The sequence below is a fragment of the Stieleria sedimenti genome, from assembly GCF_025060895.1.
Lineage (GTDB): Bacteria > Planctomycetota > Planctomycetia > Pirellulales > Pirellulaceae > Stieleria > Stieleria sedimenti.
Map to the genome: position 1 here is coordinate 1 of NZ_JANZKV010000181.1, position 19,507 is coordinate 19,507.

The following is a 19,507-nucleotide window of genomic DNA, read 5'->3' on the forward strand; positions in this document are numbered from 1 at the left end:
TAACTTAGCGGTATTGGGGTAAAGCCTGCTCCGCAGGCGGACGGGGTCGGCAACGTACTTTTCGGGGACAGACCCCGAGAGATTGCCCAAGAAATTGCCAGCAAACGCTTCGGCGAGGGGTTAAGATTCTTCCATTAGCTTCGCTCAGCAGCGACGAGAGGCGGTGGAGACGATGAAACAGCATGCACGCACGAATCGGTTGCGATCGCGCGATCGGGGGCATCAGCGCCGACGTCGACTCTGCGGTGAGGTTTTGGAACGTCGGGATTTATTGGCCAGCGACTTCGGCGACGCGCCGGCACCCTACCCGACCACGTTGGCAGCCGATGGGGCACGGCACATCGCGACCGGACCTACGCTCGGTTTCTTGCGCGACTCCGAAGCCGACGGAGTTCCCTCCGTCGTCGCGCAGTCGGACGGGCCTGATGAAGACGGAATCACGATCGGAGGCTTTCGCGTCGGCGAGGTCGGGGCGACGCTGATCGTGAACGTTCAAGGTGGTCCGGCGAAGCTGGATGCCTGGATCGACTTCAACCGCAACGGTCGGTGGGACGGCGGATCGGAAAAGATCGCCTCCTCATTGTCGCTGGCGAGTGGCTTCAGTACCGTGAATTTTGATGTGCCCATCGACGCCAAGCCGGGACTGTCCTTTGCCCGCTTTCGATTGTCCACGGCGGGAGGACTCGGCGTTTCCGGTGAAGCGGCTGATGGCGAGGTGGAAGACTATCCGGTCTCGATCGGCGGACTTGTCGCGACAGACGTGGTGCTACCGCATGACGTGATCGGATCGAGCGGAACGCCTGAGATCGCTGGGTTCGTTGCAGCCGACATCGACGGTGATGGTGACGTGGATTTGATTGCAACGTCTCCCGCGACGAACCAGTTGCTGTACTTCGAAAATGACGGCAGCGAGCGGTTTGAGCAGCACGTGATTGACCAAATCAACGCGACCGAGATTGTTGCCAGTGACCTGGACCGGGACGGCGACACGGACATCGTGATCGCACAGGGTACGGGCGACCGAGTGGTTTCCTGGTACGAAAATGCTTCCCCCGGAGTCTTTGTGGCTCGTTCGATCAACACCAGACTCTCATCAGTCGGAGTGACCACATTAGACGTCGGCGACATCGATGGAGATGGCGATATTGACATCGCGTTTGGTGTACCGCGCGACGATAGCGTGTATTGGTTTGCCAACCGGGGTGACATGACCTTCGATTTCCGGTCGACGAGCACCTTTGGTTACATTGCAGACATGCCCCGCGACCTGACCCTCGTCGACTTTGAAGGCGACGGAGACCTGGACATTTTTGTCTCCGACGTGAAGCCCAATGACTCCACGGGAATTGTGTACTTTGAGAACCAGGGGACGTCGGGCTTTGGAATCGACAGCCTGGGCGGGATCGTCAATCGTACGTTTGTGTCGTTCGACGTCTCCGACATCGATGGTGACGGCGATCTCGACTTGCTGACGGGAGATTCCGCCGGCAAGATCGAGTGGTTCGAGAATCGCGGAACGGGCGTTTGGTCGAACGGCGGAACGATTCGATCGTCGGGCAATCCGGTCGGCAATGTCGAGAGCGGTGACCTGGATGGCGACGGTGATCTCGACTTGGCGGCGACATTGGTGGATGACGATCAAGTCGTTTGGTACCGCAACGATGGGAATGAAAACTTTACCGAAGTGTTGGTGCGGTCGATCGATGCACCGGATCCAATCTCCATCGTCGATCTCGATCAGGACGGTGATCTGGATGTTGTCAGTGCGGCCGCAGGGGACGACGGCTTCGTTTGGCATCGAAACATCAACTCACCCGACTTCGGAGACGCCCCGGCGCCTTTTCCGACTTCGATCGCGGACCGTGGCGCGTATCACGTTGCGACGGGACCCAGGCTGGGGGCGACTCGCGATGTCGAAACCGATGGCCAGCCGTCGCCCAACGCAGACGGCGATGGGGCTGATGAGGACGGCGTTTTGTTCGGCGACATCGAACCCGGGCAAATGGCCGGATTCAACATCGATCTGCAAAACGCATCAAGCGGGAAAGTCACCGCCTGGATCGACTGGGATGGCGACGGGATCTGGGAATCCGATGAGAGAATCCGTACCGGTGCCGATGTGATCCCCGGTCTGCAAACGTTCAACTACAACGTTCCCGCCGACGTCCAACCGGGCCGGCGGATGGCCCGCGTACGGCTCGCATCGGAGACCATCACCGACCCCACCGGCTACGCCGCCGACGGTGAAGTGGAGGACTATCAGGTTGCGATCGGCGGGGACGTCGAGGTCGTTCTGCCTGATTCGCTATCCAGCGACGTGTGGGTGGAACTCAATGGTAACGACCTGCAGGTGGTCAGCTACACCTTTCCGCCGCAGATTCTCTCGTCGACTCCCTTGGCTTCGACCCGCTCGTTGTCGATTCAAATGGGGACCTTCGACAACGGAACCTATCTCGGTAGCGTCTTCGTCGATTTCCGTGACGGCTTCTTTTCCCTTCCGGGTGGGATTCTTATCGAAGGGCAATGGTTGAACGGGCTACCACGAGACCATCAAGACGTTAGCATCATCGGCACGGGAGCCACCAACGCAATCTACAGAACAGAAGACCTTCCGCTGGGAAACGGTCGGATCGAAGTCGAGCAGGGCGGGATTCAGTCCGTGATTCGCATGAGGGAGATCAACGACGTTCAGATCAACCAGATGGTTCAGATCACGCTTGATGGCGATCTGGAGCTTCGATTTAATGAGCTGTTTCTGGATGCGGATAACCCCATCGAATTGGGGCCCGTGACCAAGTTTACAGGACGGCAGCTTGATACCATCCGTTCCACCAGTCCGATCGTGTTCGGCGGCGATTTGATCGTTGATGTCGTTTACCGCGGCGGAATCAAGGTGGGGGCCTTTGCCAATCTCTTTTCTGCCCCGAGCTATAGTGGTGACTTTGCGTCGAGGACGTACCAGGATCATCCGCTTGGGACCGAATGGGGGATTCGAACGGACGAAGAGCTTTTCTACACGCTGCAATTGTTCGACGTCGCCCAAGTCGGTGGTGTCGTCTTGAACAACGACCCCGATGGCAGTCAACGATCCACCGTGACCGAGGTCAACGTTGAAATCGAAGGTTACGTCGAGATCGATCCGGGGGCATTCCAAATCACGAAGCGTGGCAGCGATGGTGGCCCCGTCGATCACAGCGTCACGGTTGCGACGATCCAGGGAAATACAGTCGCCACGCTTGCGTTCAGCGGAGCGATGACGCGCGGCGCGAATCATGCACTGGTCGACGGCAACTATCACGTGACGATCGATCCCGCGAAAGTCCGTCGCCGTGGCAGCACCGTCATCCTCGATGGAGATGGCGATCAACTTTCGGGCGGAACGTTTGAATTTGGGGTCGCAGAAGCGGACGGTTTCTTTGCACTCTTTGGAGATAGCGACGGCGACCGCGACGTGGACGGTCAAGACTATGGCCGTTTCGGAATGACGTTCTTGAAACCCGAGAACGACCCATTATTCAACTCCATTTTCGACAGCGACGGAGACGGCGATATCGACGGTCAAGACTACGGCCGTTTCGGACAACGTTTCCTGACGACGCTCCCCTTTGATTGAGTTCGCCCGTGCCTCGACTCACTCGAGTTCACTGCGACCCCGGCCGGGGTCGATGGGAGGATTGATCGCGTGTCCCGGAGGTTGCGCTGCGCTGACCTCCGGCTACTCGCTGTGATCCCTCCGGGATACTCGGTTCGCTACCGCTCGCCTGTGGCACCAAACGGAGTGATACCTGGTTTGCGGCACGGCGTGAGCCTTCCCGGTCTTTCACGCGCCGCGGTCTACCCCGACGGGGTCCAAGCGATTAGCCGGAGGTGAGCGAAGCGACACCTCCGGATCTCTGGCGGTCCCCCTGCTGCGACCCCGAAGGGTGTCGAAGCAAATCGCGCTGGAGCCCTCAGACCCGGCCAGCCAATCCTCAGGCGAGTTCCCCGATCAACGCCTTTCGAAAGACGGACCGCCACACCACCTGCGGATTGATTCGCTGCGACCCCGGCCGGGGTCGATGGGAGGATTGATCGCGTGTCCCGGAGGTTGCGCTGCGCTGACCTCCGGCTACTTGCTTTGATCCCTTTCGGGAGAAGCAGGACAGGCCCCGGTTAGGCGATGGATTCGAAGGTGTCGGTTTCGGGGAGGGCCGGGATGGTGCCTTGACGTTCCATCTCGTTGGCTTGGTCGGCGATTTGGGCAAATCCGTCTCGAATCTGACCGAGGATCTTCTTGCCGGTCGCGTAGTCTTTGTCATCGAACTGGACCATCACGAAATGCAGCAGGCGTGCGATGTTGAAAGCGACTTCGTCCTCGTCGGGCTTGAGTCCCGCGTGAATCGTCATGATGGTTTTTCGCAGCGCCAACTCGTGCTTGCAGTAGAGCGTTCGGTCTCCCGCTGCGGCGGCAATTTCACAGGATTCGATTTCGCCGATCGCTCGATCGTAAAGCATCAGCAACAAGTCGACGCGTGTCCAGCCACGTTTGATACTCGTTCGTTGGTAGGTCTTGAGCAGATTCATTCACTATCCCCTGTGTGCAAATGCCGTATGAAAGTGCGGTGTAAAGGTATTACTTTTTGTTGTTGTTGCTGAAGTTGCCCAGCGAGGTTAATTGGGTTGAAATAAAGTTCCCGGTGGTCTGCAGTTCGTTGATGATGCTTTCCAGCGCCGTGAATTCCGCGATCAGGTACTCACGTTTGGATTCGGTCAGTTTTTCAACCTGTTCGATGGACTTGTCGATCGATGCGATTCTGGATTCGAACGTTTCGTTGACTGTTTTGAGCAGTCCGGTTTCGGCATCCAAGACGCTGCGGATGTAATCGTTCAGTCGCCCGGTGATCCCTTGCGTCACCGTGAGTTCGGCCTCGCTACCGGAATTGATCTGGGCGGCCGTGAGAGTGACTTCGACCCGCAAGTCGGCTGTGTTTTCATTATCCGGGTCGCCGGTGAGGATTCGTCCGATGCCTTTGGCGATTTCTTCGACGCCGTTGACCAGAAAGCGACCGGCCACGTTTTGGCCGGCATCGTTTTCGCTGCCGGTAAATCCGAGGATGGACGCCGCGGTTCCGTTCAAGCTGGAAATATTGGCAGCGGACCCGTAGGCCTCGGTGGTGATACTGAGTCGGTTGTCACTACCGACACTGACTTGGACTTGGTGGACGCCGAGGGTGGAGGAACTGTTGATGACCGATTCGAGGTGATCGGCCAATTCACTGGTGCTGTAAGTTCCGGGGGTCAGTGTCAGGGATTCGCTGACGATACTGTCGACGGTGATCTCGAAGCGGTTGTTGGTTCCATCGACAACGATGCTTGCTGCGGCGGCGTTGGTGGCGTTGACCAATGCCTGCTCGGCGGCTTGTGTGATGTCGACCTCGTAGGGCGTTTGAGACGGCTCGGTTCGTCCGGTGCCGCCGAGGAATCGGACACCGGAACTGGTGGAGACGGCATTGAGTCCGAACAGGTTTCGGATGTCTTTGGCGTCGATTCCGTCCAGTTCGCCGTTGAGGGCCTTGTCCAGTTTTTCTGAATCGATGGCCAGTTTGCCCTGCAAGTTCAGGTCGACACCGATTTCACTGAGTCGTGCCACGGCGGAATCGGGCACCGTTTCGGAAACGATGGTCAGCAGCTTGTTCTTGATGGTGCTGGCCGACCGATCGCCCAGCAGTGGGTTGCCGACTTCGGTCTCGGGGTTGTATTGCGATTGGGCATCGATGAATTCGATGATGGAGTTAAAATCGTCGACGAATCCTTGCACCGCTTCTTTCGCTGATTCGGTGTCGGCTTCGATATCGATCGTGATCACACCGCCAGGATCGGCCTTGTTGAGTTCCAGGGTGACATTTTCGATCAGGCCGTCAACGGTATTGGAATCGTATTCAGCCGAGATCGCGCCGATACCTGATCCGAGTTTGACGATCGCGTTGAGTGGCGGCTGAACGGCGGGGCCTGAAAAATCGGGCAGGACACCGGTCAGCGGATCTTGTGCGCTGGTGACGGTGATGGTGTTTGCCGCACCGGTTCGTTTTGAAGATAGCAGAATGCGATGGGAACCGGCGGCCTGGTCGAACACGATGCTCGCATTGATGTCTTCGACTTGCTCATTGATCGTGTTGACGAAGCCTTTCAGGGTATTGTTGCTGGCGTTGATATTGATCGTCTGTTCGGCTCGGTCGCCGACTTTGAATGTGATATCACCGCTGGCCATTTGGTCGGTGGTGGACGAGAAGCCTTGCGAGGCGACCTGGTGGGCGGTAGCGAGTTGTTCGACGCTAATTTGATAGTTGGACGCGATCGCGCCGCTTCCGGCGGTTGCGGTGACGACATCTTCGTTGGTGCTGGAGGCAACCCGCGCGTCAAAGACCGAGTTTGTGGCTCGGTTGAGTCGGCCCAGCGAGGACTGAAGCGTGACAAGTTGTGCCTCGATGCCTTTGAACGAAGTCTGTTTGGTGGCGACCTCGGCCTTGCGCGAGTTGAACTTGTCGATTTGTTGTTGCTGGAATCCGAGCAGGCTATCGATGATGCCGCTGGTGTCAAATCCAGAAACGATCCCGTCAATGTTGAACATCGTCAATTAACTCGTGGCGTAGTGTTGCCGCGTGGGCATTTCGAGCGTCAGGAAGCGGGCTCTCACGCTGCGGGTCGCGTCTGAAATCGGCAGCCCAAGAGCGCAGCACCCTGACGGGTTTCAGTCATCCAGGTTGATCACGTCGCGAGTCCGTTCTGGTCTCACCTCAGATTGCTCCATCGGAAACCTAGATTGCGTGCATCGTGATGTTGACGCAAAAGTCTGAACCGACGGTAAACCTTCACGTGTAATCCGAAGGACGGCTAAGGTTTAACTTCCATAAAAAAAGTCAGCGTACCCGCCGCGGTCACGCCGCCAGGTCGATTCGGCGGCGGGAGCGCGGAGAGTACGCTGACGCGGGCCACCGAGAGTGGAAGGGGTGGATTTCCAAACTCGGCGGTGAGTCTCAGTCCGGTCTGTCTTACTGAAGCAGCGACAGCACCGATTGCGACGTTTGGTTCGCACTGGAGAGAACCGAAGTTCCTGCTTGCACCAAGATTTGGTTGTTGGTGAATTTGGAGATTTCTTCGGCGAAGTCCGTGTCGCGAATCACCGATTCGGCGTTCACGGTGTTTTCCAGTGTCGATCGCATGTTGTTGGCGATCGATTCGAGCGTGTTCGATTGGAACGCACCCAGTTCGCCTCGCATGTTGGACAGTTCGTCGATCGATGCGTCGATCACCTTCAACGCGTCTTGAGCGTTGTCGAAGGAGGTGACGTCGATTTCGTTCAAGCTGTTGAACTTGGTTCCGGTCACGGCAACGCCCATGGCATCGGCGTTGACCGATTGGATCGAAATTTGGGCCGTCTGGTTTTGATTGGCACCGATCTGGAAGACCAGGGCGTTGTTCTGGATCGAAACGTTGCCCTGGGCACCGGTTTCGGTCAGCACCGCGTCGGCGGCCAATTCGCCGATGCGGACCACCGTGCCTTTGGACGAACCGGAAACGCTGGTGAGGGTGTTTCCCTTGCCGGAAGCGACAACACCGTCGATGGTACCTTCGATGTTGACACCTTGATCGGAATCGAGGGTCGTGCCGAAACCGGAGGACGTCCCTGCGGCAGCAGTATCGGAAACGACTTCGATTTCCGCTTCGGAACCGAATTCGATCGATCGTAGGCGGGTTCCACCGGAGACGTCTTCGGCGACGACACCGGTTTGGTCGGTGAATTCGTTGATCCGAGCGACCACGCCGGCTCGGCTCAGGCCCGAGTTCAGGGTGATGCTGACGCCGTTGACCGAGAGGACTTCGTCGGCGGCGAGGTTGCCGGTTTGCGAAGTACCCGCGGTGATGTTGGCTCGTTCACCTTGCGTGGTGATGGCGACGGCGTAGGTTCCGTCGCTGGTGTTGCTTCCGCCCTTGAGGAACGTGACATCGGTGTCGGATGTCGTACCGGTAACGCCGGCGGTTCCGTTGAGCAGTGCTTTTTCGCCGAACTGGGTGTTGGCGGCGATGCGGTTGATCGTGTCCAACGCGTTGTCGATTTCCGCTTGGTTGGCGGCAAAGGCGTCGGCGTCGTTGACGCCAGAGTTTGCCGAATCGAGTGCCAGCGAACGGACCTTGATCAGGATGCTGTTGATCTCGTTCAGAGCACCTTCAGCGGTTTGGACGACGGCCACAGCCTTTTCGGTGTTGTCGATGGCGGTTCGAAGTCCGGCGATTTGAGCACGTTGTTTCTCCGAAATCACGAGCGCAGCAGGACCGTCTGCACCCCGGTTGACTTTGAAACCCGTCGACAGTCGTTCGATCGACTTGTTCAACGCGTTCGAAGATCGGTTCAAATTGTTGCGGGCATTCAGAGCGCCGACGTTGTTGGTTATTGTTAAGCTCATTTCTCTTGCTAACTCTGGATTAGGGATTCAAAGAAACGTCCGTGACAATGAGTGCATCCGTGGCTCTTGCGTGTGAGGGAGGACCCCCCGCAAGATTACAAATCGAGAATCGACCTGGCCGTATCGACCGCAGCCTCTTTGGTCAGGTACTCGCCGCTTTGTATTTTCAGTTTGACTGCTTCCACCACGGACTCGCGCACATCAGCTGACTGCGTGAGGACCTGTGATAAATCGCGGATCGAATCGAGTTGAATCGGTGTCGAGGCCGCCGAAGACTGAGCCGCCGAAGCCTGGGTCGGCGATGACGTCTCACTCTGCTGGGCCGTCGACTGGGAATCGAGCCGCTTGTATTGAGCGGGCTGCGAATTTCCAATTGGGTTGATTCTCATTTTTCTCTCTCCGCAATGGGTGACTGAAATGGGTTGTCGAGAGGCCGGCGGCGAACTTGCGTATAAATTCTTCAAGCCGCAAAGCTTTTTTAGTCGATACAGTCGTAGCGAATGAAGGGACAATAGCGCATGTCCGGAATGCGCCAAATCCATCGCTTTTCCAAGCCCCATCCGGTTGATGCGGGCGACGTCTCATGCAGGATGCAACACGGTGTTTCGAGCGGAAGTCTTGTGGATTTCAGTGTTTCTGGCGATCGGTGCGGTCGGCGGGCTGGTCTACAATTGGCCCTCGGAACCCGGTGTGGACGTCGAGTCGCCGGTTGCCGTTGAACCGGCCCCGGCAGTCGGGGTTGTGGCCAACCCCGCCGCCAATCCCAGTGCAGACTCCAGTGCAGACCCCCGTGCAGACCTCGGTGCCGAACCGCCCGGCAGCGAAGGATCGGGAGCTGCAGAGCCCGCGATGGGGGAGAACCCTCAGGCGGCGCCGGCCGCGCCCGGTGCGGTCTCGGGGATCTGGAATGACGCCGGCCCGACGTCGCAGCGCAGCCAGCCGATCGACTTCGGTGTCCTCGAGTTGGGTGATCGCCTGTTGCTCGGCGGGAATTCGATCGGTGCCGTCAAGCACTACAGCAAGCTGTGGCAGCAAGCGAATCTGCCGGTCGACTGTGCCGTTCTAATTCGGCTGGGGTTGGCGTCTGAGTTGGCGGGATTACATCAGCAAGCCGAGAAGCATTACCACAGTGCCATCCGTGTTGCGAAGAAGGGCTCGGCGCAGCAATTGGTCAGCCTGTTGGGGTTGGCTCGGCTTTGGGAGCGTGAAGGTCAGTTGGGCGAAGCGATCTCGCTGTTGGGTGAGTTGTTTTTGGTCTACTCGCATGAAGCCTACCCGGTGATCATTCGGGAGTCGATTCATCAGCAATTGGCGGACTGCTTGCAGCGGCGACTGCTCGCCAGCCAGGTCGTCATCGAGGCGCTGCGCAAAGAGCCGATGGAGTACCATTGGTCCCCGGTGATGGTGGAGCCGATTCTTGAGCTGGCTGATTTCAAATCGCCCGCCGACCCGCCGGCGAATCCTGCGTCAGGGCTAAAGTTATTGCAGGACTATGACGGTGGCGTTTCGCTGATGCTTGTGCAGGCTCACTTGAAAGGCATCTCGGTCTTGGAGTTGATTTCAGAGCTGCAGCGGCTGTCCGGGTTGCAGGTCATTGTGACCGAGCAGGCCAAGTCTTCGTTGGTTGGGCGTTTGGCGGATGTTGATTCGCCGGTGATGCCCGTCTCGATGTTGTTGGATCACGCGTTGGAGCCGATGTCGTTGGCGTGGAGTCAGTCAGAGGGCGTGTTGACGATCATGGCGCGTGATGAGTTGACGTCCAAGGATCTGGCGTCCTTTGACTTGGCCCGTGCGCAGCGAATCTTGCGGCAGGTTCAATTGAGCCTGAACAAGGAGGAGGGGCTGGGGCATGCCAGCGGCGTCGAGCGTACCGCCGCAGCGATTATGAACGAAGGCAACAACGCTCGTCTGTCCGGCGGCTGGGATCTTGCTGTGGAAAAATATCGTTCGGCCCGTGATGTCGGTCCGGCTGATGAACTCAGTGCCAAGCTGTACTTCAACGAGGCATCGCTCTCGCTTGTCCGCGGCGAAAAACTCAACGCCTTGCATTCGAGTTACATGGCGCTCGATCAGACCTTGTCGGCGGAGCTTCAGGCTCAGGTCTATTCCATGATCGCGGACTTGGAGTTGGAGTTTGGTCAGTTGGAGAAGTCGATCACGGCGGCCTCGCGAGGATTGCGGCGGGCCGACGATCCGGCCGTGTTCGCACAGGCCGCAATGACACTTGCAAAAGCGTATTTGTTGACGGGGGATCCGTATTCTGCGAATGCCGTTCTGTTTGAATCGTCGGCTGGATTGGACGGAGGGTCGGTGGAGCGGTTGGCGAGTGTGTTTTCGTCGTTCGCGAGGTTTCAGCATGTCGGGCCAACGCTTGGGTTGCAGGATGAAGGCCAACGCGTGGTGTTGGCGCTGGCGGCGCTGCAGCCCGACGACGTGGTTTCGTATGCCGATGCGTTGATCGTTTCCAAGGCGTATTCGGCGGTCGGTTTGCGTTCCAATGCCATCGATCGATTGAACGAGGCCTTGGAGATCGCGCCGGCCGGTTATTGGAATGAGCGAATTCGGTTGCAACTGGCAGAGATGTACTATGCCTCGCAGGCGTTGGACAAAGCGAACGAGACGATTGAATCGTTCGGGACTGTTTCTGCAACACTGTTGCCCCGGGTGTTGTACCTGCACGCGTCGGTGCAGTTGGATTTAGGGAATCTGGAGCAAAGTGAAGCGATCTGTCGGCGGCTGTTGAGCATGGACATCGATCAGGAGATTCAGTCAAGCGCGCTGGAGAAGCTCGGTCAAACGTTGCAGCGATCGGGTGATCACTACGCTGCCGCCCTGTGTTTTGCGGGGCTGTTGCCCAAGTCAGAAGGGGCGGCGTCAGAGGCGGGCGGTGAAACGGCGGTGTCGCCATGAAAGTTCGAACACAACCATCAAAAGGCTGCGTCACCTTGATTGCAAAAGTATTTGGTAAAGGTCTGTTGGTGTTCCCGTTGGTCGCCATGTTGGGTCTGGCCGGGCCGGTGTGTGGTCAGGCGACCGAAGAAGACGCGCCGTCGCTGCGTTCGATGATGACCGGAAACTCGGCGAGTAAACAAGATGTCCAAGATCGTCTCGACGCCTTGATCAAGACCACCCAGGAGGCCCGGCTGGAACGTCAGTCGGCGGGCGAGCCAGAGGCGCAGCCAGCGTCCCAATCGGGGTGGCCAGGTGATCGGGTTTCCGGTGGCGACTTGGTCGATCGTGACGTCGCGGCCGATGGCTCAGAGGCCGGGGCGACGGCTGGTCGGTCAACCAGAAGCCTCTCTGAGATTCGCGAACGCATCCGAATTCTACAGCGGCTTCGTCGTGATCGAATGATGGCCGCGCCGACAGAACAAGCGTCCGCAATCCCTGGGGGGACCGCAGTGCCCACGCTGTCGGTTCCCGAGGGCGACGTGGTTCAAGCGGATCCGGTTCGTCGTCCCGGGGCGGCGGAAGAGGCTGGCTCGGCGATGTCATCGATCGACGACAGCTTGAACAATGCGGCTCCGGTGGACGATGCAACTGAAGAAGCTGCGCCCGAATCAGACAGGTCCGCCGAACGGATTCTGCCCAATCCGGTCAATGCCATGGCGCTCGGTGAAAGTCTCTACCGTACCGGAAATTATGAATCGGCGCTCAAGGCGTTTCGCTCCGTATCGGTCGATGCGCTTTCCCAGTCCGATCGCACTTGGCTGGATCTGCTGATCGCACTGTGCCAGCGTAAGCTCGGTCAGTTTGAAAAAGCTCAGGGAACGCTGCGAGAGATCGCCAATGAAGAGTCCACGGACTATCCCGTCAAAGCAGCCAAGTGGTGGCTCAAATACGCGGAGGCTGCGGATGGAACACAGGTGAAATTCAATCGCGTGTCAACAGAATTCGATGCCCTCCTGGAAAGGTCAGAAACCTATGTTAGCCCATGAAGAACAGACGCTGATCGACTACACCCTCAAGCTCAAACAGCAGTACCAATCTCTCAGCGAGATCGTGGATGCGATTGAACGCGAGCCCGGACGTGGTGTCGAGGCGATCAATGAGCAGATGAAGCAGATCAAGCAGACCGAGGATCTACTGCGACCGCTCCGCGAGCGTTATCAACAGGAACACGAGCAGGCCAGCGGGCAGATCAAGACCTTGACGGACGAGACCATCGACGTGGTCAAATCGTTGATGCCGAAGTTGGCCGGCCTGGAAAAAGCGTCGGTCGACTCACTGCGACGGCTGTTTCCCAAAATTCAAGGAAGTGTTCGCGCGGTGCAAATGCAAAACGCCTATCGGGGGAACAATCACGCCTAACGCGACCTTCGGGATTCGCATCGGGGCGTCTCAGGATGATTATCACTCAATCACCAAAAATCAAACAGCTGATCAAATTTGCTCAGCGAGCGGGGCGTTCGAGCGCCCCGGTGTTGCTGACCGGTGAAAGCGGTACAGGCAAGGAGCTGTTTGCCGAACTGATTCATCAGTCCAGTCCCAGGTCTTCCAAGTCCATGGTGACGGTCAACTGCGCCGCGCTGCCAGAGCATCTGCTCGAAAGTGAACTCTTTGGGCACGAGAAGGGAGCTTTCTCCGGCGCCGTCGCTGCGCGGCAAGGACGGTTCGAGTTGGCCAACGACGGCACGCTGATGCTGGACGAAGTCAGCGAGATACCGATCGCCTCTCAAGCGAAATTGCTGCGCGTTTTGGAATCGAAGCGATTTGAACGCGTCGGCAATAGCACGCCGATTGACCACGACGTGCGAATCATCGCGGCTTCCAACCGAGACCTTCAGCGCGAGATCGATGAGGGTAATTTTCGGTTAGATTTGTTTCATCGAATCAATGTGATTGAAATTGAGATTCCGCCACTGCGTGATCGAATCGGAGATATCCCGCCGTTGGCGATGCACTTCGTCGGACAATTTAAACACGAGGGCGAAGTCGAAATCGAAGGATTGGATGCGCCTGCGATGAAGGCGCTGGCCCGTCATGATTGGCCGGGGAACGTTCGCGAGCTACGCAATGTGATTCATCGGGCTTGCGTGTTGTCGGACGGTCCAAGAATCAGCGTCGAGCATCTGGGGCTGCCCGAGACGGCTGACTCCGTTGACCGGCGGGGCAGCCGCAACGTTCAAGCCGGCGTCACTGATCGTGCTTCAGAAGGCGAGGATCAACAAGCACCGCTGCCGGAGCGTTGGCTGCACACGCATTTGGAAGATGTCGAACGGCAGATCATTACCGCCGCCATTGACCGCTTCGGCAATCGACGTGTGGTTGCGGAAAAATTGGGCGTTTCGCCGCGGACGCTGACCAACAAAATCAAGCGATATCGCGAGAGTCCGGGCGACGGTCGCAAGGCAGCCTGAGGAAACAATTGCCTCCGGTGATGCAGGATTTGCCGTGCCGATGACTTGAGGAAATTTCAGAAATGACGGTTGATCATTCTGCGTAAATGACCCGCCGATAGGAAAGCTATTTTGAGCCTCTGACGAGTTTGGCACAGCGTTTGCCAAGTGTTCCGCGGACGTGTCTGCGGACTGAAACTCACCTCGAGGAAAAAATGGCAAACCTCTTTTTCGATTTCCCTTGCGCGACGTCTTGTTCCGATCAGGTGTCGGCTTCTCAGGCGAAGGGCAAGTCGGCAGATCCGGCCGAGGCGTCTGAGTCGTTCGAGTCGGTCGTAAAGAAGCTCTTGGCAAACGACGATCCTGACGCGCAGGCGGAGGCGTCTGCGGTTGCATCTGCGGTCGCAGCGGGTGGCCTTGCCGCTTCCGGCACCGAGCTTGTCGTGACCCAAGCAGCAGAGATTGATGGGGAGACTTCGAAGTGGCAAGACACTCAGTGGGCATCGACGAGCCTGGCGATCGGGACCGCGCAGCAGGTTTCGGTGGACGCGGTCGACCACACCAGCTTACAAAGTGATGCGATGGCTATGCCAGTCGATCCGTCGTTGGCACGGCAACTTGGACAGGCCGACGGTTCGTCACAGGCTGGTCATGGCGATGCGGCACTGGATGACATCGGTGTGTTCTCCTCGGCCGATGCGAGCGCTGAGCTTGAGACGCTGGCAGACGGCGTGTCGGTCGACGGCATCGAACCGCTGGGCGATGCTGATTCATCCGATGCCGGTCTCCCGTCGGAGGCTCGCCGCGACGCAACCGTGTCCGATTCGGATGGCATTGCAGAAGCCCTGTCCGCGGGAGCGGGAACACCGCAGGAAGCGAGCGGAAACGCGAATTCGGGTGAGCCGAATGAGCAATCCCAGACACCGGATGAATTCGCGTCCACTGAGACAGATCGTGGCAACGCTGAACCGGCGGTCTCACCGCCGGGGGGCGAACTGGTCGAGAATGCAGCGGCGGACACCGACACCGCCGAGTCACTGGAAGAACGCTTGGCATCAGGGCGGCTGGCGGATACAGCAGTGCCGACCAGCGGGGCGCCGGAGGGCTCGCCGGGGCGATCGGTCGCCGGTGGTGATGCGGCGGATGCCGGAGGACTTTCCGAATCCAGCGGCTCAGTTGCTGGATCGGCGGCGACTGAACAGGCCGTAGCGTCAAGCGAGACCTCGAACTCACGTTCGGCTGAAGCAGATCGTTTCGACAACGAACTCACATCGGACGGACGGGTCCCGGCGAACGATGCGGACTCCGCGATCGACGATGCGGTCACGATCGATCTCGCAGGACAAGATGCTCAACAACCGCTCGCGTCCGGGCTGGCGTCCGGCTCAGCCGGTGAAGCGGTCCATGAAGACGCTTCTGCAGTGGGAGCGATCCGACCGGTGACCAAACAGTCGGTCGAAGACTCGGAGTCGGTTGACGTGCAAGACGCTGGCGACCTGTCTGTCGATTTAGAAGTGCTTGAGTCTGTGTCGATCGAAACAGAAAGCCAACCGGAACTCGGTGGGCAACAATCTGGCGGCGGTGATTCGTTTGACCCGATGGTTTCGGGCGAACCGATCGATGTGACTCCGGACACGAGCGAACAGCCCTCGGTCGTGCCGATCGATTCTCCTTTCGATGCGGCGGCCGAAATGAGTGTCGAACAGGAAATCCTGGAGTCGCTTTCGTTGGAAGAATTCATTTCGCAGTCACCGGCATCACCGGAAGCCGTCAAGAAGACAGCGGAAGTGATTCACGATGCGATGCGGTCGAGTCTGCAGCTTGAAGGCCAGACCGTCCGCGTCGAGATTCATCCGGCCGAACTGGGAACATTGAAGATTCAGGTCACGCAGTCCGATCAAGCGATCGAAACACAAATCATCGCAACCGAATTCGTCACCAGCGAGTTATTGACCAGCCACCGCGACCAGTTGATGGAGGCCCTTTCCGACCTCGGGTTCGAAACATCCGACGTCAACATTTTTTACGAAGATCAATCGTCGACAGAATCGGAGAGCCGTCAGGCGCCCGCCGAGCATCGCTATCAATCGAAACCAGAAACGCAGTCCCAGGTGAGCCGAGCATCGGTTTCCGGCGGCGGCGTCAACATCGTGGCCTAAGGAGAGACAGATGGAAGGAATCAACTCGCAAACCGCTTCAATCGACTACTTTCAGTTATTGACCGTCCAGCTTCAGCACCAGGATCCGGTGGATCCTGTTGACCAAGAGGGATTGATCAATGATTTGACGCAGTTTTCCATCCTGGAAGGAATCGAGAATCTCAATGCATCATTCAACCAGTACATGCAGCTGCAGGAATTGACGCAGGGGGTCAACCTGATCGGCAAGTCCGTCGACTACCTCGATGAAGCATCGGGTTCGATCAAATCCGGTGTCGCGACCGACGTCTTCAACATCGATGACTCCATTCAAGTGCTCGTCGATGGTCAAACCGTTTCGCTGGATCAAATCGCACGCGTGGCCGAGGCCGCTTAGCAACGGGGAGGCCGAAGCTTCCGCCGAGCTCTTTTCTTGATTCACTTGCATTCCATTTCACCCAATCATCTACCATCTTTAGGGGCAACCTATGTCTAGATCTTTGATGACCGGCATCACCGGACTTCGCACTCATCAGCAAAAACTCGATGTCGTCGCCAACAACCTGGCCAACATGAACACGGTGGGATTCAAATCCCAATCGGCCGTGTTCAGCGACTTGATGTACAACGTCGCTCGGGGGGCGTCGGCGGCAACCGAGGACAGCGGAGGGATCAATCCGCAAGCGATCGGAACGGGGGTGCAGACCGCCCAGATCACGCGTAGTTTTACTCAGGGAACCTTGGAATCGACGTCTCAGATTTTCGACTTTGCGATTCAGGGCGAAGGCTTTTTTACGTTGGGCGGTCAAGCCAACGACAACGTGTACTCTCGCGCCGGAGCCTTCTCGCTGGATTCAAACGGTCGCCTGGTCGATCCGGCGACCGGATTTCTGGTGCAGCGTATGGGGGACGTCGGCGAAGGGACCGACGGTGGAGTCGCGTTTCAGGACATCGGCGAGAGCTACATCAACGTCCCGATCGGGGCGCCGATCGCCGGCGAAGCGAGCAGCATGGTCAACTTCACGGGCAACCTGCCGTCGAGTTCTTCGCCGCCGGTGGCCGAAGTGCTGCAGTCCTTCACCGGATTCTCCACCTCTTCCGGTGTGGCCGATGGAACCACGTTGCTGAATGATTTGACCATCAACACCACGGACTATGTCGCCGGCGACGTGATCGAAATATCCGGAACGAATCCCGATGGGACGCCCTTTTCCGTGAACTTGAACGCGGAAACCGCAACGCTTCAAGATCTGGTCGACTCGCTCAATACTGCGTTGACCGGCGCAACCGCTGCTCTGGCCGCCGACGGTACGCTTTCGGTCACTTCGGACACGACCGGAGAGGGTTTCCTCAGCCTGTTGCTTCGCGATGCGTCCGGCAACGTGGGGGGATCGAGTTTCTCTGCCAACTCAATGTTTCTCAGCACCCAGGGCAGCAATGGCGACACATTTGAGTTGTCCATGGAAGTGTTTGACGTGCGAGGCGAGAGCCACCGGATCAATTTCGACTTTTTGAAGGAGTCCGCAAATACCTGGTCGGTCACCGCCGACATTCGTGCCGAATCGGGGGTGTTGATCGATAACTCCGTGCTGAATCTGACGTTTAACGAAGACGGAAGTTACGGCCTGGCTGGGCTGACCGGAGTGGGGGACGCGAACATCGAAATCCAGTTCAACGGAATCACCGCACCACAAGAGATCGCGTTGGATTTCTCCGGGCTGAGCCATCTCGCGACGGATTTTTCGATCACGCAGATGCAAGACGGTATTCCGCCGGGGTCGCTGACCTCCGTTGCGGTTTCGACGACCGGTGAGCTGACCGGCTTGGCTTCCAACGGCCGAGCGATTCCGCTTGCCCAACTCGCCATCGCCACATTCAGCAATCCCAATGCACTCGACGCCGTGGGCAGCAACTACTTCAAGCAGTCGATGAGCAGTGGAGAGGCTTCGCTGGGAAGCGGCATGTCCGGTAACCGAGGGCAGATCATGGGAGGTCAGCTTGAGCGTTCCAATGTGGATATCGCCCAAGAGTTCACCCAATTGATCGTCGCCCAGCGTGGTTTTTCGGCTAACGCAAGGACGATCACCGTGTCGGACGAAATGCTGGAAGAGCTGACCAACATCATCCGTTAATCTGAGCGTGTTGAAGCACGCGGCGGATTGGATCTGTTAAAACGTCGATCACGCCAAGGGGCATTGAGCCTCTTGGCGTTGTTCGTTGCAACGGATCCGCTTAACGAAGTGTTAGCGGCAGGGCGCAAGGCCTCCGGTTCGTCTTCGTTCCCCGAACACCGGAGGGCTCGCGTCCTGCCGCTAAAAATGCTTCACAGCGTTGCCCACCCGGGCGCGTCCGCTGCTTACATGATGCCGCCGTGAGTCCGGATCGGAGTCAGGTGACTGGGCGAATCGAGGAACCAGAAACGTTCCCACTCGTCGATCACCGAACGCATGTCTTCGGAGGTGTAAAGCAATTGCTGGACGCGGCGTTCGGGACGCGGCGAATAGATCGGAAGAAAGCATCCGACGGAGCTGCTGACGCAGACAGCCAGCATGGTGAGTTGGAACAAGCGACGCATAGGACGTTCCTCCGTGAACGTTTTCAGTTGGGCCACGACCCCTGTGACGATCGATTAATCTTCGTCCCAGCGACCGGAAATCTTGTTGGACGGCGTGGTATCGGTTGGGGAAACCTGGGCACCGTTGTTCGCTTCGTCAACGCCACCTGACAGCTCGTCATGGTGAACGTCGAGTTCTGCGTCCTGAACCCTGACCTCCATGTACTTTCCAGGCTTAAAGGTGACGACGTACTTTTCCGGTACGATCACCTCGTCGCCTGTCCGGGGATTGCGCGCACGGCGTGCAGCCCTCGGTTTGACTTCAAAGACGCCAAAATTCCTCAGCTCGATTCGACCCTCGCGGACAAGCGTCTCGATAATCGAATCAAAGGTTTTCTGGACGATCTTCTTCGTCTGTTGTTGCGTTAGGCCTACTTCGTCAGAAATCGTTCGGACGATGTCTTTCTTGGTCACTCCCGACTCCTGCTGGCTCTCCGCCGACCCAAAATACGCTTGAGGGCGAATGATGTAACCCTTTGCAAGCTTTCAACTTAAAGGCCGAAGCATAGGGATGCCGGAGTCGGTCGTCAAGCCAACGCCCCCATCTGAACGGGGACGGATTTCTGGCAAAGCAGACCGCTCTTGGTATGAATGTCGGCATCTCCACACCGGATTCTTGAAGCATTCCGGATAACCGGAAATATTGTTGCGACTGGAGCTGCGGGCCCGGGGGGGATCGTCGAGCGATCTCTCGTTGCTCGTCGAGGGGGGACGCGGTATCGGATGTCGCGGGCGGCCTGTTGATGCGGTGAGCCGCGACGCGGAAGCGGACGGGCATTCTGGCGTTTCCCGTGACCGAAACTAGTGACCATACGGGTGCCGCGGAAAAGGGATCAGCCGCGGAAGATGGGGCAGGTACGAATGGCAAGGGCATAAGTAACAAGCGATTCAGCAACCGTTGGTGTCTAGTCTTTAGGCGATTCCCGGTCGCTGCTACGCAGCGACATTGGGCGGCTTAAGCCCAATACCGCTAAG

The 19,507-nt window shown here is 58.0% G+C and carries 14 protein-coding genes; 8 read left to right on the forward strand and 6 right to left on the reverse strand.

What is annotated here, in order from left to right:
• Positions 1–172 precede the first annotated feature (172 nt).
• Positions 173–3,613, forward strand: a complete 3,441-nt coding sequence (locus NZK35_RS22805; RefSeq protein WP_259634835.1) for a VCBS repeat-containing protein — start codon at positions 173–175, stop codon at positions 3,611–3,613.
• Positions 3,614–4,152: 539 nt separating this feature from the next.
• Here NZK35_RS22805 and NZK35_RS22810 read toward each other — a convergent pair.
• The 4 genes from NZK35_RS22810 to NZK35_RS22825 all read right to left on the reverse strand — a co-directional run bounded on the left by NZK35_RS22810 (position 4,153) and on the right by NZK35_RS22825 (position 8,830).
• Positions 4,153–4,563 carry a flagellar protein FliS gene (locus NZK35_RS22810; RefSeq protein WP_259634836.1) on the reverse strand — a complete coding sequence of 137 codons (411 nt, stop codon included), beginning with the start codon at positions 4,561–4,563 and terminating at the stop codon, positions 4,153–4,155.
• Positions 4,564–4,612: 49 nt separating this feature from the next.
• A complete protein-coding gene (gene fliD, locus NZK35_RS22815) occupies positions 4,613–6,607 on the reverse strand; it encodes a flagellar filament capping protein FliD (RefSeq protein ID WP_259634837.1) in 1,995 nt (664 codons plus the stop codon).
• Positions 6,608–7,028: 421 nt separating this feature from the next.
• Entirely contained in the window at positions 7,029–8,441 is a 1,413-nt protein-coding gene (locus NZK35_RS22820) for a flagellin N-terminal helical domain-containing protein (RefSeq protein WP_259634838.1), read from the reverse strand.
• Between the two features lie 95 nt (positions 8,442–8,536).
• A complete protein-coding gene (locus NZK35_RS22825; protein ID WP_095740776.1) occupies positions 8,537–8,830 on the reverse strand; it encodes a flagellar biosynthesis anti-sigma factor FlgM in 294 nt (97 codons plus the stop codon).
• A 211-nt stretch (positions 8,831–9,041) separates the two neighbouring features.
• On the opposite strand from NZK35_RS22825, the gene NZK35_RS22830 reads away from it, so the two are divergent.
• From NZK35_RS22830 to NZK35_RS22860, 7 genes are all read left to right on the forward strand, one after another.
• Positions 9,042–11,351 carry a tetratricopeptide repeat protein gene (locus NZK35_RS22830; protein ID WP_259634839.1) on the forward strand — a complete coding sequence of 770 codons (2,310 nt, stop codon included), beginning with the start codon at positions 9,042–9,044 and terminating at the stop codon, positions 11,349–11,351.
• Complete coding sequence (locus NZK35_RS22835; protein WP_259634840.1) at positions 11,348–12,379, forward strand: tetratricopeptide repeat protein; 1,032 nt, start codon at positions 11,348–11,350, stop codon at positions 12,377–12,379. The genes NZK35_RS22830 and NZK35_RS22835 overlap by 4 nt, the downstream gene beginning before the upstream one ends.
• The gene (locus NZK35_RS22840; protein ID WP_259634841.1) at positions 12,366–12,752 is read left to right on the forward strand and encodes a hypothetical protein; all 387 of its coding nucleotides are present in this window, start codon (positions 12,366–12,368) and stop codon (positions 12,750–12,752) included. Before NZK35_RS22835 ends, NZK35_RS22840 begins: the two co-directional genes overlap by 14 nt.
• A gap of 35 nt (positions 12,753–12,787) precedes the next feature.
• Positions 12,788–13,801, forward strand: coding sequence for a sigma-54 interaction domain-containing protein (locus NZK35_RS22845; protein ID WP_259634842.1), 1,014 nt, complete (start codon positions 12,788–12,790; stop codon positions 13,799–13,801).
• 194 nt (positions 13,802–13,995) lie between these two features.
• Positions 13,996–15,939 carry a flagellar hook-length control protein FliK gene (locus NZK35_RS22850; RefSeq protein WP_259634843.1) on the forward strand — a complete coding sequence of 648 codons (1,944 nt, stop codon included), beginning with the start codon at positions 13,996–13,998 and terminating at the stop codon, positions 15,937–15,939.
• A gap of 10 nt (positions 15,940–15,949) precedes the next feature.
• Positions 15,950–16,315 carry a flagellar hook capping FlgD N-terminal domain-containing protein gene (locus NZK35_RS22855; protein ID WP_145388661.1) on the forward strand — a complete coding sequence of 122 codons (366 nt, stop codon included), beginning with the start codon at positions 15,950–15,952 and terminating at the stop codon, positions 16,313–16,315.
• A 91-nt stretch (positions 16,316–16,406) separates the two neighbouring features.
• Complete coding sequence (locus tag NZK35_RS22860) at positions 16,407–18,050, forward strand: flagellar hook protein FlgE (protein WP_259634844.1); 1,644 nt, start codon at positions 16,407–16,409, stop codon at positions 18,048–18,050.
• Positions 18,051–18,274: 224 nt separating this feature from the next.
• On the opposite strand, the gene NZK35_RS22865 is transcribed toward NZK35_RS22860, so the two are convergent.
• Positions 18,275–18,493, reverse strand: coding sequence for a hypothetical protein (locus NZK35_RS22865; RefSeq protein WP_095740768.1), 219 nt, complete (start codon positions 18,491–18,493; stop codon positions 18,275–18,277).
• A 54-nt stretch (positions 18,494–18,547) separates the two neighbouring features.
• Positions 18,548–18,946, reverse strand: coding sequence for an HU family DNA-binding protein (locus NZK35_RS22870; protein ID WP_259634845.1), 399 nt, complete (start codon positions 18,944–18,946; stop codon positions 18,548–18,550).
• Positions 18,947–19,507: the final 561 nt, after the last annotated feature.